16 protein-coding genes are annotated in these 15,334 nt (G+C 64.1%); 12 read left to right on the top strand and 4 right to left on the bottom strand.

What is annotated here, in order from left to right; genetic code table 11:
• Positions 1-29 precede the first annotated feature (29 nt).
• Positions 30-428, top strand: coding sequence for a Cu(I)-responsive transcriptional regulator (cueR, locus tag GM909_RS00495; protein ID WP_157014235.1), 399 nt, complete (start codon positions 30-32; stop codon positions 426-428).
• A 19-nt stretch (positions 429-447) separates the two neighbouring features.
• Here the strand turns inward: cueR and GM909_RS00490 are convergent, their stop codons facing one another.
• The gene (locus GM909_RS00490) at positions 448-867 is read right to left on the bottom strand and encodes an acyl-CoA thioesterase (protein WP_198174067.1); all 420 of its coding nucleotides are present in this window, start codon (positions 865-867) and stop codon (positions 448-450) included.
• Positions 868-964: 97 nt separating this feature from the next.
• Complete coding sequence (locus GM909_RS00485; RefSeq protein ID WP_157014233.1) at positions 965-2,071, bottom strand: zinc metalloprotease HtpX; 1,107 nt, start codon at positions 2,069-2,071, stop codon at positions 965-967.
• Positions 2,072-2,311: 240 nt separating this feature from the next.
• On the opposite strand from GM909_RS00485, the gene dnaK reads away from it, so the two are divergent.
• From dnaK to GM909_RS00435, 10 genes are all read left to right on the top strand, one after another.
• A complete protein-coding gene (gene dnaK, locus GM909_RS00480) occupies positions 2,312-4,228 on the top strand; it encodes a molecular chaperone DnaK (RefSeq protein ID WP_157014232.1) in 1,917 nt (638 codons plus the stop codon).
• 238 nt (positions 4,229-4,466) lie between these two features.
• Positions 4,467-5,594, top strand: a complete 1,128-nt coding sequence (dnaJ, locus tag GM909_RS00475; protein WP_157014231.1) for a molecular chaperone DnaJ — start codon at positions 4,467-4,469, stop codon at positions 5,592-5,594.
• 115 nt (positions 5,595-5,709) lie between these two features.
• The gene (gene pmtA, locus GM909_RS00470; protein ID WP_235911530.1) at positions 5,710-6,315 is read left to right on the top strand and encodes a phospholipid N-methyltransferase PmtA; all 606 of its coding nucleotides are present in this window, start codon (positions 5,710-5,712) and stop codon (positions 6,313-6,315) included.
• A gap of 356 nt (positions 6,316-6,671) precedes the next feature.
• Entirely contained in the window at positions 6,672-7,262 is a 591-nt protein-coding gene (locus GM909_RS00465) for an NADPH-dependent FMN reductase (RefSeq protein WP_157014230.1), read from the top strand.
• The gene (pyrF, locus tag GM909_RS00460) at positions 7,259-7,948 is read left to right on the top strand and encodes an orotidine-5'-phosphate decarboxylase (protein ID WP_157014229.1); all 690 of its coding nucleotides are present in this window, start codon (positions 7,259-7,261) and stop codon (positions 7,946-7,948) included. Before GM909_RS00465 ends, pyrF begins: the two co-directional genes overlap by 4 nt.
• 20 nt (positions 7,949-7,968) lie before the next feature.
• The gene (locus tag GM909_RS00455; RefSeq protein ID WP_157014228.1) at positions 7,969-8,262 is read left to right on the top strand and encodes a DUF1330 domain-containing protein; all 294 of its coding nucleotides are present in this window, start codon (positions 7,969-7,971) and stop codon (positions 8,260-8,262) included.
• A complete protein-coding gene (locus tag GM909_RS00450) occupies positions 8,252-8,527 on the top strand; it encodes a PfkB family carbohydrate kinase (RefSeq protein ID WP_157014227.1) in 276 nt (91 codons plus the stop codon). The genes GM909_RS00455 and GM909_RS00450 overlap by 11 nt, the downstream gene beginning before the upstream one ends.
• Before the next feature lie 11 nt (positions 8,528-8,538).
• Complete coding sequence (deoC, locus tag GM909_RS00445; protein ID WP_157014226.1) at positions 8,539-9,498, top strand: deoxyribose-phosphate aldolase; 960 nt, start codon at positions 8,539-8,541, stop codon at positions 9,496-9,498.
• 11 nt (positions 9,499-9,509) lie between these two features.
• Complete coding sequence (locus GM909_RS00440; protein ID WP_157014225.1) at positions 9,510-11,891, top strand: aldehyde dehydrogenase family protein; 2,382 nt, start codon at positions 9,510-9,512, stop codon at positions 11,889-11,891.
• A gap of 219 nt (positions 11,892-12,110) precedes the next feature.
• A complete protein-coding gene (locus GM909_RS00435; RefSeq protein WP_157014224.1) occupies positions 12,111-13,391 on the top strand; it encodes a polyhydroxyalkanoate depolymerase in 1,281 nt (426 codons plus the stop codon).
• 115 nt (positions 13,392-13,506) lie between these two features.
• Here the strand turns inward: GM909_RS00435 and rpsU are convergent, their stop codons facing one another.
• Both rpsU and nth read right to left on the bottom strand, forming a co-directional pair.
• A complete protein-coding gene (gene rpsU, locus GM909_RS00430; RefSeq protein WP_157014223.1) occupies positions 13,507-13,791 on the bottom strand; it encodes a 30S ribosomal protein S21 in 285 nt (94 codons plus the stop codon).
• A 283-nt stretch (positions 13,792-14,074) separates the two neighbouring features.
• Entirely contained in the window at positions 14,075-14,827 is a 753-nt protein-coding gene (nth, locus tag GM909_RS00425) for an endonuclease III (protein WP_157014222.1), read from the bottom strand.
• Between the two features lie 21 nt (positions 14,828-14,848).
• Here nth and GM909_RS00420 point away from each other — a divergent pair, with 21 nt between their 5' ends.
• On the top strand, positions 14,849-15,334 hold the full coding sequence (locus GM909_RS00420) for a DUF2244 domain-containing protein (protein WP_157014221.1): 486 nt from the start codon (positions 14,849-14,851) through the stop codon (positions 15,332-15,334).

Raw genomic sequence — 15,334 nt, 5'->3', positions numbered from 1 at the left:
GGTTTGAATGCGATCGGAGACATTTTGCGATGAATATCGGCACGGCGGCGGAGAAGTCGGGCCTCCCGGCCAAGACGATCCGCTATTACGAGGATATCGGTCTCGTCAGGCCGGATCGGGCCGGCAACGGTTATCGGCATTATTCGACCGGCGACGTCCACCGGCTGCGTTTCGTCCAGCGTGCGCGCAGCCTGGGCTTCTCGGTTGGCGAGTGCCGGCAGCTTCTGTCGCTTTATGATGATCGCGCGCGAGAGAGCATGGAGGTCAAGACGATCGCCAAGGCCAAGCTCGCCGAGATCGACTGCAAGATCGCCGAACTTGCCGGGCTGCGCGACGTGCTCGCCCATCTTGTCGCCAACTGCCATGGCGACCACAGGCCGGACTGTCCGATCATCGACGAGTTGTCGGGCGAGGCCGCGACCGGCTGAGGGGAGGAGGGGAGGTGGCTCACCCCTCAGCGTTCAGCAGCCGGCGCAGCGGCTCGACCGGGCCAGCGCGCAGACGGCCCTCCGCATCGCGCATGAAGACGCCGCGCAGCTCGAAACCCTCGACGACCAGGCGCTCGCCGATCACGCCCCGATAGGCGAGGCGGAAGGTCTTTTCGCGCCATTCGGCAATGCTCAGTCGAATCCTCAGCCTGTCGCCGTTGGTGGCGGGCGAGCGGAAGGTCGCGCCGACATCGAGAAGTCCCGTCCCGGCCGTGCCGATCGCCTCGGCGAGGCTTGCATGGGTCAGCCCGCGGCTTTTCAGCCAGGCGTGGTAGGTTGCGTCGAACCAGGCGAAATAGTTGGGATAAAAGACGATCCCCGCGGGATCGCAATCGCCGAAGCTGATCTGGATATCGTGTTCGAAGCACCGTTCGCTCATGGTCGTCTCCCGCACTTTCGCGGCCTGACTACACGATGCGGACGATCTGTCCAGCCGTCGGGGAAATGTGTTCGGGGAAATTCGGGCGGGCGCCGGCCTACCACCAGACGCCGCCATTGCGGATGCGGATGCGCGGCCGCCCGTCTGGATCGGCCAGCCCGCTTTCGCAGGCCGGGTGATCCGCGTCTCCCTTAGCGTGGTGCGGCGTCATCAGCGAAGCGATGCGCCGATAGTCGGTCGGCCCGCGCCCGCCGACGCGCGGAATGAAGCTTCTGCGCCTGTGCCGCGGCAGGCCGGCCGCCTCGACGGCGACGGGCGGTTCCGGCAGGTCGCGCGCCGCGTGCAATTGCATCAGCCGTTCGATGCGGTCCGAGGTCAGCGGATGGGTGCGCAGGATCGACGGATCGGGAATGCGCCCGCCCGGCAGGACCACCGATTCCCAAAGCCGCCCCTGCGCCCGTTCGAGCTTGCGCAGCGCCATGGCCAGCCCCTCGGGGTCGCCGGTCAGCATGGCCGCGCCCAGATCGGCGTCGAATTCGCGCGTGCGCGACAACGCCATTTGAAGCAATCCGCCGATGGTCGGCGAGGCGATCAGCACAACAACCGCCAGCCACGGTATTTGTGCCGCGTAGCCGCCGGCCAGGCCGAGCACGTTGAGGGTCAGCGAGAACAAGCCCACAGTCGACATGAAGGAGGTGAAGCGCGAGACCATGTCGGCGAAGGCCATGACGTTCACGTCGCCATGGGCGATGTGGCTGATCTCGTGGGCGACGACCCCGGCAAACTCGCGCGCGGTGAGTTGGCGCACCAGCGCGTCGGTGACGGCAACGGCCGAGTCGTTTCCATGACCGACGGCAAACGCGTTCATCATGCGCGAGGGTATGACGTGAAGAACGGGCGTGGCCGGCAGGCCGGCGCGCTCTGCGAGGTCCTCCATCAGGTCGACGCCGAAGGGAAACCGGGCCCGTGTCACCGGCCGCGCCTTGTACATTCTCAGCACGATGTTCGGACTGGCGCGGCGCGCGAACCACATGGACGCTGTACCGATGGCGATGGCGTAGAAGATGCCGACGCCGCCGGCGAAGGCATAGGCGCAGGCGGCCAGCAGGACGAGGCACCCTCCGGCGAGCATCCAGGTGTGAAGGGTGTTGAGCGCCCGGTTGCGCCGTTGCTGGAGAAGGTCGATCGATCCGGTCTGGTTCATGACCCGAATATGGGAGGACCGGACGGCTTTGCCGAGTCCCTTCTGCGGGAGGGATGCGCAGTGCCGCATTGCTTCACATTGGAGTGATCGTCCGGCTTGCGCGCGCCGAGAGCTGTTCTTATATACCCGGCAACGCTGCCGGCCAGGCGAACAGCCGGGTCATGCAGCGAATTCTTATGAACAGGGGTTGTCATTGGAATGCCTCAGGGGTCCTGACAGCCTGCTAAGCGGAGAGACAAAATGGCGAAAGTAATCGGTATCGACCTCGGAACGACGAATTCCTGCGTCGCCGTCATGGACGGCACGGACGCGAAAGTGATCGAGAATGCGGAAGGCGCGCGCACCACGCCGTCCATCGTCGCATTCGCCGAAGGCGGCGAGCGGCTTGTCGGACAGCCGGCGAAGCGCCAGGCGGTGACCAATCCCGAAGGCACGATCTTTGCGGTCAAGCGCCTTATCGGCCGGCGCTATGACGATCCGGTCACCGAGAAGGATAAGAAGCTCGTTCCCTACAAGATCACCAAGGCCGACAATGGCGATGCCTGGGTCGAGGTCGACGGCCAGAAATATTCGCCCTCGCAGATCTCGGCGATGACGCTGCAGAAGATGAAGGAAACCGCCGAATCCTATCTTGGCGAGAAGGTCGAGAAGGCGGTCATCACCGTTCCGGCCTACTTTAACGATGCCCAGCGCCAGGCGACCAAGGATGCCGGCAAGATCGCCGGCATGGAGGTCCTGCGCATCATCAACGAGCCGACCGCGGCCGCACTTGCCTACGGCCTCGATAAAAAGAAGGCCGGCACGATCGCCGTGTTCGATCTGGGCGGCGGCACGTTCGATATTTCCATTCTCGAGATCGGCGACGGCGTCTTCGAGGTGAAGTCGACCAATGGCGACACTTTCCTCGGCGGCGAAGATTTCGACATGCGCCTGGTCGGCTATCTCGCCGATGAGTTCAAGAAGGAACAGGGCATCGACCTGAAGAACGACAAGCTTGCTCTGCAGCGCCTCAAGGAGGCCGCGGAAAAGGCCAAGATCGAGCTGTCCTCGGCTTCGCAGACCGAGATCAACCTGCCTTTCATCACCGCCGACCAGACCGGTCCGAAGCACCTGACCATGAAATTGACGCGGGCCAAGTTCGAGAGCCTCGTCGAAGAGCTGGTCCAGCGCACGATCAACCCCTGTAAGGCGGCGCTCAAGGATGCTGGCGTCAAGGCCGGCGAGATTGATGAGGTCGTTCTTGTCGGCGGCATGACGCGCATGCCGAAGATCCAGGAGACGGTGAAGCAGTTCTTCGGCAAGGACCCGCACAAGGGCGTCAACCCCGATGAGGTGGTCGCCATGGGTGCGGCCATCCAGGCCGGCGTCCTGCAGGGCGACGTCAAGGACGTGCTGCTGCTTGACGTGACCCCGCTTTCGCTCGGCATCGAGACGCTGGGCGGCGTGTTCACCCGCCTGATTGACCGCAACACGACGATCCCGACCAAGAAGGGCCAGACCTTCTCGACGGCCGAGGACAACCAGTCGGCGGTGACCATCCGGGTGTTCCAGGGCGAGCGCGAAATGGCGGCCGACAACAAGCTGCTCGGGCAGTTCGACCTTGTCGGCATTCCGCCCGCGCCGCGCGGCGTGCCGCAGATCGAGGTGACGTTCGACATCGACGCCAACGGCATCGTCAACGTCTCGGCCAAGGACAAGGGCACCGGCAAGGAGCATCAGATCCGCATCCAGGCATCGGGCGGTCTGTCCGACGACGAGATCGAGAAGATGGTCCAGGACGCCGAGGTCAACGCCGAGACCGACAAGAAGCGCCGTGGCCTCGTCGAGGCGAAGAACCAGGCCGAAGCGCTCCTCCATTCCACCGAGAAGTCGCTCGGCGAGCATGGCGACAAGGTCTCCGAGGACGATCGCAAGGCGATCGAGGACGCGGTCGCGGCACTCAGGACGGCGACGGAAGGCGAGGATGCCCAGGAGATTACCTCCAAGAGCAACGCTCTCGCCGAGGCGTCGATGAAGCTTGGCCAGGCCATCTACGAAGCCAGCCAGGCGGAGGCCGCCGAGGCCGACGCCAAGGCTGACGCGGAAAAGTCGGGCGAGGACGTCGTTGACGCCGATTTCGAAGAGATCGACGACGACGACAAGAAAAAGTCGGCCTGATCAGGACGAAACCGACGAAAAAGCCCGGCCGCAGCGCCGGGCTTTTTCTGATTGGCGCCGGGCTGTGCCGTCTTGGGGAGCGAGAATCACCCGAAATGCGCCGGATTGGGCGCAATTTGTGCCACCTTATCCGATCAGCCTATGGCATTGCCGGCGCGACTTTACTAAATCGGGAGCAGTTTCGGGCAAACGGACGTGTCAATCCGTTCGACCGGCATAGAGACTATTGCGGAGCACCATGAAGGCCGATTTCTACGAGACACTGGGCGTTGCGAAGGCCGCGGACGATAAGGAGCTCAAAAGCGCCTACCGCAAGCTGGCCATGCAGTTCCATCCCGATCGCAATCCCGGCGACGAGGCTGCCGAGCAGCGCTTCAAGGAGATCAACGAGGCCTATGAAACGCTGAAGGACCCGCAAAAGCGGGCCGCCTACGACCGTTTCGGTCACGCCGCGTTCGAAAACGGCGGCATGGGCGGCGGCGCCGGATTTGGCGGTGCGGGCGGATTTGCCGATATTTTCGAGGACATTTTCGGCGAGATGATGGGCGGCGCCCGCCGCCGCGGCCCCGGCGGGCGCGATCGTGGCGCCGACCTTCGCTACAATATGGAGATCAGCCTCGAAGAGGCCTATGCGGGCAAGACCGCGCAGATCCACGTGCCGACCTCGGTCACGTGTGACGAATGCGCCGGTTCGGGCGCCAAGCCCGGCACGTCGCCGGTCACATGCACCACCTGTCATGGCGCGGGCCGCGTGCGCGCCGCCCAGGGCTTCTTTTCCATCGAGCGCGCCTGCCCGACCTGCCATGGCCGCGGCCAGACGATCCAGGATCCGTGCGCCAAATGTTCCGGCCAGGGACGGGTGACCGAGGAGCGCTCGCTGTCGGTCAACATCCCCGCCGGCATCGATGACGGCACCCGCATTCGCCTGACCGGCGAGGGTGAAGCCGGCATGCGCGGCGGCCCGTCGGGCGACCTCTACATCTTCCTGTCGGTCGCCCCGCACGAATTGTTCCAGCGCGACGGCGCCGATCTTTATTGCCGGGCGCCGATCTCGATGACCGCGGCCGCCCTCGGCAGCGACTTCGAGGTGGCGACGCTCGACGGCACGCAGACCCGTGTCAAGATTCCCGAAGGAACGCAGAACGGGCGGCAGTTCCGCCTCAAGGGCAAGGGCATGCCGGTGCTGCGCCAACCGGCCGTCGGCGATCTCTACATCCAGGTGGCCGTCGAGACGCCGCAAAATCTCACCCGGCGGCAGCGCGAACTGCTCGAGGAGTTCGACACACTGTCATCGAAGGAAAACAGCCCGCAATCGAGCGGCTTCTTCAGCCGCATGAAGGAGTTTTTCGATTCCTCCGGAAAGTAGCCTCGCCGCTCTTTCCTGTGTAAAGGAGGCTCGGCGCTGCTTGTTGCAGATGCGGTGATGATTGGACTTCCGGCAATTGGCCGCCGCCTGCGGCCGCAGGAATGGAGAGTGAAGGATGAGCACAACCGGGATGCGCAAGGCGCTGGCGGAAAGGTTCGACGAGGAAATCCGCTTCTTCAAGGGCTGGATCGACAAGCCGAAGGCCGTTGGCGCGGTCATGCCGACCAGCTCCGTGACGGCGCGCCGCATGGCTTCGGTCGTCGATGCCTCCTCCGGCCTGCCGGTGCTTGAGCTTGGCGCGGGCACGGGCGTCATTACGAAGGCGATCCTGCAGCGCGGCGTAAGGCCGGAAAACCTCTTCTCGATCGAGTACGCGGAAGATTTCGTCGCCCATCTGCGCCAGCGCTTCCCCGAGGTTCGTGTCATCAAGGGCGACGCGTTCGATCTCGAGCATACCTTGGAAGCCTATCCCGGCATACGTTTCGACAGCGTCGTCTCGGGCGTTCCGCTCTTGAATTTTCCGACCGCCAAGCGTGTCCAGTTCGTCGAGCAGCTGCTCGACCTCATTCCGCGCGGCCGGCCGATCATGCAGATCACCTACGGACCGCTTTCGCCCGTTCCGCCCAAGCGCGGCAACTATACGGTCGAGCATTACGATTTCATCGTGCGCAACCTGCCTCCGGCGCAGCTCTGGGTCTATCGCCGTCCCTTGCAGGCCTAGCGCGCGTTCGCTTCAAACGGGAACGTTTGAAGCAAAGATATGCGTGCCAGATCAATATGCTGGAACATGTACCTTTCGCTCAAACGATTCCGTTTGAGCGGGACATGTTCCAGTTGCGGGGATTTCGTTCACGACGTGGCAACCCCTAATACGGCCTCGCGACGCTCGGCCACCTTCTCCCCAATGGGAGAAGAGAAGGCGGGATAGGGGTGCTTGACCTCCTCTCCCCGCCGGGGAGAGGGTGGCGAGGGTGCAAACCCGAGCCGGGTGCGGGAGACGGCTCATCGATCCGACGGATTTGATTTGCCCGGTTTATCGCCTATACCGATCTGGACGAACCGAATGACGGGCAGCGCATGATTCCCAAGATACTCGTATTTGCAGGGTCGATCCGCACCGGGGCCTACAGCATCCAGACGGCCGACGCGGCGATGAAGGAACTGGCCGTGCAGGGTGCCGAGGTGACGCGCATCTCGCTGGCCGACTATCCGCTGCCGATCATGGACGAGGATCTGGAGAAAGAGCATGGCATTCCGGAAAATGCCATGAAGCTCGGGCGCATCTTCGCTGCGCATGACGGCATCCTGATCGCCAGCCCGGAATACAACTCTTCGATCCCGCCGCTTTTGAAGAACACGCTCGACTGGGTGAGCCGCATTCGCAAGGATGGCGGGCGAACCTTCAAGCCTTATGAAGGCAAGGTGGCCGCGCTTTGCTCCTCTTCCGACGGCAATTTCGCCGGCGCGCGGGGGCTTTATCATCTGCGTTCGGTGCTCATGAACTGCCGCGTCGAGGTCATTACGCCGCAATGTTCGGTCGCGCGCGCCTCGCAGGCCTTCGACATCGACGGCAATCTGAAAGAGGAGCGCTTGCAATCCATGATGCGCAATGTCTGCGCGACGCTGATCGAGCGATCGCGCATGCTCTCGGTGCGGGTGGAGCCATGACGATGGACGATCGTCTTATCGTCGGTCTCGACCTGCCGAATGTGCAGGAGGCGGCAAAGGCCGTGCGCGAGCTCGACGGCGTCGTCGGCTTCTACAAGATCGGCTACAGGCTCGCCTTTGCCGGCGGGCTCGACTTCGCGCGCGAGCTGGTCGAGGACGGCAAGCAGGTCTTCCTCGACATGAAACTGCTCGACATCGACAATACCGTGGCCCAAGGCGTCGAAAGCGTCGCGGCCATGGGCGTGACGATGCTCACCGTCCATGCCTATCCCAAGGCGATGCGGGCGGCTGTCGAGGGCGCCAAGGGCAGCGACCTTTGCCTCCTCGGCGTGAGTGTCCTGACCTCGATGGACGAAGCCGATCTTCATGAGGCCGGTTATGCCTGCGATCCGGCCACGCTTGTTGCGCGCCGGGCCGAACAGGCCCGTGCGGCCGGCATGGGCGGCGTGGTGTGCGCGGCGAGCGAGGCACAGGCGGTGCGCGCGATCGTGGGCCCCGACATGGCGGTCGTCACCCCAGGCATCCGGCCCGCGGGCGCCGCGCATGGCGACCAGAAACGCGTCGTCACGCCGGCCGATGCGATCCGCATGGGCGCAAGCCATCTTGTCGTCGCCCGGCCCATCGTTGCCGCGCCCGACCGGCGGCAGGCGGCGCAGTCCATCCTGGCCGAGATGGCCTCGGCCTGAAGTATGACAGGGAGGGAATAATGCCGAAAGCCTATTGGATCGCCCATGTCGATGTGCGTGATCCGGAGCGCTACAAGGATTACGTGGCGACCGCCAAGCCCGCATTTGAAAGGTTTGGGGCGAAGTTCCTCGCCCGCGGCGGGCCCTATGAGGCGATGGAAGGGACGGGACGCGGCCGCAACGTGGTCATCGAGTTCCCGTCTTTTGAGGCGGCTAAGAATTGCTACGCTTCACCGGAATACCAGGCCGCCAAGGCGATCCGGCTCACCGTCGCCGACGCCGAAATGACCATCGTGGAAGGTTTTGACTGCTGACCGCTTGTCGGCGCGATGTCGCCGTGCCGGGCACAATGCCGCGATCGAGCCGGTTCGCGTCAAGCCGGTGGACACGACAGGGGCGGGCGACGCGTTCATCGGTTCCTTTGCGCATTTTCTTGCCGCGACCGGCGATACCGAAGAGGCGCTGAACCGTGCCGCCCGCTATGCCGCGCATTCAGTCGGCCGGCGAGGCATCCAGAAATCCTATGCGTCGGCGGAAGAATTCGACATCTTCTGCGAGACGATATCCGCTTCTGCCTGAAGGGCCAGACCATGACAGACCCTCACGAACGCAATCCTCACGGCACGCTGCAGCGTGACTGGTTCGAGGATGTGCAGATCAATCGAACGGCAGCCGAACGCCGTGCCGCAATGATTGCGACCGGACGGACGGTCAAGAAGGAGCATCAGGCGGCGTGGCTCCTGCGCGCAATCCAGTGCATTGATCTGACCACGCTGGCCGGCGACGATACGCCGGGCCGCGTGCGTCGACTGTGCGCCAAGGCGCGCCAACCGGTCCGGCAGGATCTTGTCGAGACGATGGGTCTGGGCGATGCCGGCATTGCGACCGGCGCGGTCTGTGTCTATCCGACAATGGTTCCCCATGCCGTCAAGGCGCTGGAGGGCTCCGGCATTCCCGTCGCTTCGGTCGCAACCGGTTTTCCCGCCGGGCTTACGCCTCTTCCGCAGCGGCTCGCCGAAATTCGCTACGCCGTCGAGCAGGGGGCGGACGAGATCGACATCGTCATCACGCGCGAGCATGTGCTGCTGGGAAACTGGCAGGCCCTGCATGACGAAATCGGCGCCATGCGCGAGGCCTGCGGCGAGGCACACATGAAGGCCATTCTGGCGACCGGTGAACTGGGAACGCTGACAAATGTCTACCGCGCCTCGATGGTCGCCATGCAGGCCGGGGCGGACTTCATCAAGACCTCGACCGGAAAGGAGACCGAAAACGCCACCCTGCCCGTCTCGCTGACCATGATCCGCGCCTTGCGCGACTTTGGCGAACGGACGGGCCATCGTATCGGGTTCAAGCCGGCCGGCGGGCTGCGCACGGCCAAGGACGCGCTCGCCTGGCTCGCGCTGATGAAGGAGGAGCTTGGCGCCCCCTGGCTGAAGCCGAACCTGTTCCGCATCGGCGCTTCGTCGATGCTCGCCGATATCGAGCGCCAGCTCGAACACCACGTTACCGACCGCTATGCCAGCGCCGACCACCACGCCATGAGCTGAGGCCCCATCAGATGAGCATCAAGGACATCATGGAAACCATGGATTACGGTCCGGCACCCGAGGCCGCGACAAATGCACTGGCCTGGCTGGACGAGCATGATCGTGTCTTCGGCCATTTCGTCGACGGCAGCTTCACCGGCATGGATGCCGCGTCGATCGCGGTCGAGAACCCGGCCAATGGCGAGATTCTGGCGCGCATCCCGGCCGCCGGAAAAGCCGAGATCGATGCAGCGGTTACCGCGGCCGGCAAGGCGTTCCCGCGCTGGTCGAAGCTGTCGGGCTTCGAGCGAAGCCGCTATCTCTACGCAATTGCCCGCCAGTTGCAAAAGCGCGAACGCCTCTTCTCGGTCCTGGAGAGCCTGGACAACGGCAAGCCGATCCGTGAAAGCCGCAATGCCGACATCCCCCTGGCGATCCGGCACTTCTATCATCATGCGGGTTGGGCCGCGGCCAGCGAAACGGAATTCGCTGGTCAAGAACCGCTCGGGGTGTGCGGACAGATCATACCCTGGAACTTTCCCCTGCTGATGCTCGCCTGGAAGATCGCCCCGGCCCTGGCCGCGGGCAACACCGTCGTGCTCAAGCCGGCCGATCTCACGCCCCTGACCGCGATCGCCTTTGCCGAACTGCTCGTCGAGATCGGCCTGCCCAAGGGAGTCGTCAACATCGTTCACGGCGGAGGCGAAACCGGCGCGACGATCGTGCGCCATCCCGATATCGCCAAGATCGCCTTCACCGGATCGACGGCGGTTGGCCGCGAGATCCGCCGCGCAACGGCCGGATCGGGAAAGAAGCTTTCCCTTGAGCTGGGCGGCAAGTCACCCTTCATCGTCTGTGCCGATGCCGATCTGGATGCGGCCGTCGAAGGCGTCGTCGATGGTGTGTGGTTCAACCAGGGCGAAGTCTGCTGTGCCGGATCGCGGCTCCTGATCCAGGAAGGGATCGCGGAGCGGTTCCTCGACAAGCTCAGGACGCGGATGAATCGTCTGCGCATCGGCGATCCCCTGGACAAGACCACCGACATCGGGGCCATCGTTTCGGCCGGCCAGAAGGCACGGATCGAAGGTCTGCTGCAAGGCGCCGAGGCCGAAGGCTACAAGCTGGAGAAGTCCTCTTGCCCGCTGCCTGCCAGGGGACACTATATTGCGCCGGGGCTTTTTGCCGATGCCGAGCCTTCGGCAACGGTTTCCCAGGTCGAAATATTCGGTCCGATCGCCGTCACCACCACTTTCCGTACCGTCGACGAGGCCGTGCAGTTGGCCAACAACACCGGTTACGGGCTTTCGGCATCGATCTGGTCGGAAAACATCAACGCCGCCACGGAACTCGCCGCCAGGGTCGAGGCGGGCGTGGTGTGGATCAACGCCACCAACATGTTTGACGCCAATGCCCCCTTCGGCGGGATGAAGGAAAGCGGCTATGGCCGCGAAGGCGCGCGCGAGGGCATGGCTGGCTATCTGCGTCGGACAACAAACAAGCGCCGCACTACTTACAAGCCTGTCGAGGTCGATTTCTCGCCGGCCCCTCATAGGAGCGGGACGGAACCGACGTCGATCGACCGGACCATGAAGAACTACATCGGCGGCAAGCAGGCACGGCCGGATGGCGGGTCAAGCTACGCGATCAGCGATCCGAAGGGGGCCGTGCTTGGCCTTGCACCCGTTTCGGGGCGCAAGGATATTCGCAATGCCGTCGAGGCCGCGGTCAAGACCAAGGCGTGGGCCGCCAACGCCCACGGCAGGGCGCAGGTCCTGTTCTATCTGGCGGAGAACCTCTCGAGCCGGTCGGAAGAGCTGGCGACGGTCGTGCAGCAGATGACCGGCGCCTCCAAATCGCAGGCCGCGGCCGAAGTGCGGCAATCGCTGGAGCGCTGCTTCTACTATGCCGGTCTTGCCGACAAGGATGACGGCGCCATTCATGCGACGAAGCCGCGCCACCTGACGCTTTCGCTGAAGGAGCCGCTTGGCGTGGTCGGCGTGCTGGCGCCCGACGAGGCGCCGTTGCTGGGATTGATTTCGCTCGTCCTGCCGTTGATCGCGACGGGAAATCGTGTGGTTGCCGTTCCCTCGCCCGCACGTGCCCTGATCGCCCAGCCGCTCTACCAGCTCTTCGACACGTCCGACCTGCCGGCCGGCGTGGTCAATCTGGTAACCGGCGACCGCGATGTTCTGGCGCAGACCCTGGCCGAACACGATGAGGTTGACGGCTTGTGGTATCACGGCCCGGCGGACGGCGCGGCAAAGGTCGAGGCTCTCTCGGCCGGCAATCTGAAGCAGGTCTGGACCAACGATGGGCTGGCGATCGACTGGTCGGACGATGCCGCGGCCCGCGGACGTGACTGGATGGATCACGCCACGCAGATCAAGACGATCTGGGTTCCCTACGGCGCCTGAATCACCGGCCCTCGCAAGAGGCGCCGGCCGCGATTCTCGCGCCAAGGGGAGAGTTCTGTCGCGACCGATGCTACCGTTCGCGTTCTCATGACGCGTGCGTTGTGACGAATCCGCCGCCTATTGCATTGCAGCAAAACGGTGCTACCGTCATTTCCCATAACAATTTAAACGCGTGAGTCCGTGGCTTTTGGATGCGGTTGCGGACGGAAAGCAGACCGAATGTTCTACCAGTTCTACGAATGGGGACATGCCGCCGTGCAGCCGTGGCGCACCTATGCCGATGCGACGCGGTTGTTCTGCGGCAATCCGCTCAATCCGCTTTCGCACACGCCGTTGGGCCGTTCCACGGCGGCGGCGGCCGAGCTGTTCGAGCGCGTGACGCGGCGCTACGGCAAGCCGGAATTCGGTCTTGGCACGACGACCGTCGACTGGAAGGAAGTCGAGGTTAGCGAGCACGTGGAGTGGTCGCGTCCCTTCTGCAGGCTCATCCATTTCGAGCGGGATTTGCCGGCCACACGCAAGCCCGACCCGAAACTGCTCATCGTTGCGCCGTTGTCCGGCCACTATGCGACGCTGCTGCGCGGCACGGTGGAAGCCATGCTGCCGCATGCCGACGTCTATATCACCGACTGGGCCGATGCCCGCATGGTGCCGCTCTCCGATGGCCATTTCGATCTCGACGATTATGTCGACTATGTCATCGACATGTTCCACGCCCTGGGACCGGACACGCATGTCATGGGCGTGTGCCAGCCCGCGGTGCCGGTGCTCGCGGCGATCGCCGTCATGGAGCAGCGCGGCGACCGCCACGCGCCTTCGACGATGACCCTGATGGGCGGCCCGATCGATACGCGCATCAATCCGACGGCCGTCAACAAGCTGGCAGAGGAAAGGGACCTCGACTGGTTCCGCGACAATGCCGTCATGCAGGTGCCGTGGCCCAATCCCGGTTTCATGCGCGATGTCTATCCGGGATTCCTCCAGCTTTCGGGCTTCATGAGCATGAATCTCGATCGGCACATCATCGCCCACAAGGACTTCTTCATGCATCTGGTGAAGAACGACGGCGATTCGGCCGAGAAGCATCGCGACTTCTATGACGAGTATCTGGCCGTGATGGATCTGACGGCGGAGTTCTATCTGCAGACGGTCGACACGGTCTTCATCCGTCACGCGCTGCCCAAGGGCGAGATGCAGCACCGGGGCGAGCCGGTCGACCTGACGGCGATCCGCAATGTCGCGCTGATGACGGTGGAGGGCGAGAACGACGACATTTCCGGCCTCGGGCAGACCCGGGCCGCGCATGATCTGTGCGTCAACATCCCCGCCGACAGCCGCGTCCACTACATGCAGCCCGCCGTCGGCCACTACGGCGTCTTCAACGGCTCGCGCTTCCGGGCCGAGATCGTCCCGCGCATCGTCGATTTCATGACAAGCTATGGGCGCCAGGCCGGCGAGGGAAAGCCGCGTCTCGTGCGCTCGGCCAAGAAGGCTTCGTAAGCGTCTCGAACAAGGGCGCCAACGCTCCAAAGATTTCGCGACTGCGCCGCCCGCGGACGCTCGCCACAGGGGCGAGCGGCGCGAAATAGTGATGCTGATTCGCGGGCGCGGGCTGCTACGTCGCCTGCTGGGTCTGTGCCTGGGCGGGGGCGGGCCTGCGTGCCGTTGCCGGGCGCGGCTTCTTGCGGGGACCGGCGATCAGCCCTTCGCGCTGTGCCAGCTTGCGCTGCGCCTTGCGCGAGCGACGGACAGCCTCGGCCTTCTCGCGGGCGCGCTTCTGCGAGGGCTTTTCGTAGGCTTTGCGGGATTTCATTTCACGGAAGATGCCTTCGCGCTGCATCTTCTTCTTCAGCACCTTGAGTGCCTGATCGACATTGTTGTCACGAACAAGTACCTGCAATGGTCTTCCTTCTTTCTGTGCAAGGCGACCCGCATGATGCGCCGCCATTCGCGCCCATACGGCGCGCGCGGAATGCGCTGACATCGAGAAACGGCGCAAAGCTCGTGCAATGACGGGCGTGAATTGCGCAAAAGGGGCCGCACGCGGTTTTCCCGGACGGCCCGACCGACCGTCCCTGCTTCGCTTTACCTAGTGCATGTGAGCGGCAATTGACACCCCCTTGCGGCGCCAAATGTGCAATCGCGGCAACAAATTCGGGGATTTGTCGCCTTTGCGCGGCTGCTCATATGCCCCGTCGGGCGATCTCGACGAGCGGTGCGGCGGTTTGCGAGGTCTTTTCGGGCCATTTGCAGATATCGGCGATGATGCAGCGCGCGCAATCGGGCTTGCGCGCCTTGCAGACATAGCGCCCATGCAGGATCAGCCAGTGATGGGCATGGCGCATATAGTCCGGCGGTATCACCTTCAAAAGATGCGCTTCCACGGCCTCCGGCGTCTTTCCCGGCGCCAGGCCGATCCGGTTCGCGATGCGGAAAATATGCGTGTCTACGGCCATGGTCGGCCGGCCGAAGGCCATGTTGAGCACGACATTGGCCGTCTTGCGTCCGACTCCGGGCAGTTTCGTCAGGGCGTCCCGATCATCGGGCACCACCCCGCCATGGTCGCGGATCAGCGCTTCGGACAGGGCGATGACGTTCTTGCCCTTGTTGCGCCACAAACCGATGGTGCGGATATGGGTGGCGACCTTTTCCTCGCCCAGCGCCAGCATCGTCTCCGGCGTGTCGGCGACGGCAAAGAGCGGCCGCGTCGCCTTGTTGACGCCGGCGTCGGTCGCCTGCGCCGAAAGGACCACGGCGACCAGCAGGGTGAACGCGTTGACGTGCTCCAGCTCGCCCTTCGGTTCGGGGCGCTGGATCGCGAAGCGGCGGAAGATCTCGCGCACCTCGTCGGGCGTGTAGAGCGAGCGGGCCGTTCGTCTGGCGCGCGGCATGCGCGGCTTCGGCGTTGCGGCAATTTTGATCTTGGGCTTTTCCATGTGCCCTCTATAATCGTTCGCATGAGCGAAACAAACGCGACAGACGAGCCGATCTTCCGGGCCTTGCTGACCCCGCATCGCTCGCTGGGCCGCCGCGGCTTCGCCGTGCTTATGGCGATTCTGCTGTTTGGCTGGCTGGCGATCGGTGCCTATTTCCTGTCGATCGGCGCCTGGCCGGTCTTCGGCTTCTTCGGTCTCGATGTGCTGGCGATCTATGTCGCCTTCCGCCTCAATTACCGCGCCGCGCGTCAATGCGAGGAGGTGTCGGTATCGCGCACCCGGCTCGACATCCGCAAGACGGCGCCCTCGGGCAAGGTCGAAGAGCATCGCTTCAACCCGTTCTGGACCCGCTTCAATGTCGCCCGCCACGTCGAGATCGGCATTACGGCCATGCAGGTGGAAGGCCAGGGCCGCAGCGTCGGCATCGGCGCCTTTCTCAATCCGGACGACCGCGAGAGCTTCGCCTCCGCCTTTGGCAACGCCCTGGCAACGGCCAAGGGGCGATAA

The organism is Mesorhizobium xinjiangense (genome assembly GCF_009749525.1).
In the GTDB taxonomy this organism is placed as follows: domain Bacteria; phylum Pseudomonadota; class Alphaproteobacteria; order Rhizobiales; family Rhizobiaceae; genus Mangrovimarina; species Mangrovimarina xinjiangensis.
The sequence above is the reverse complement of the archived record's forward strand: the minus strand, read 5'-3'. Positions and strand labels throughout refer to the sequence as shown.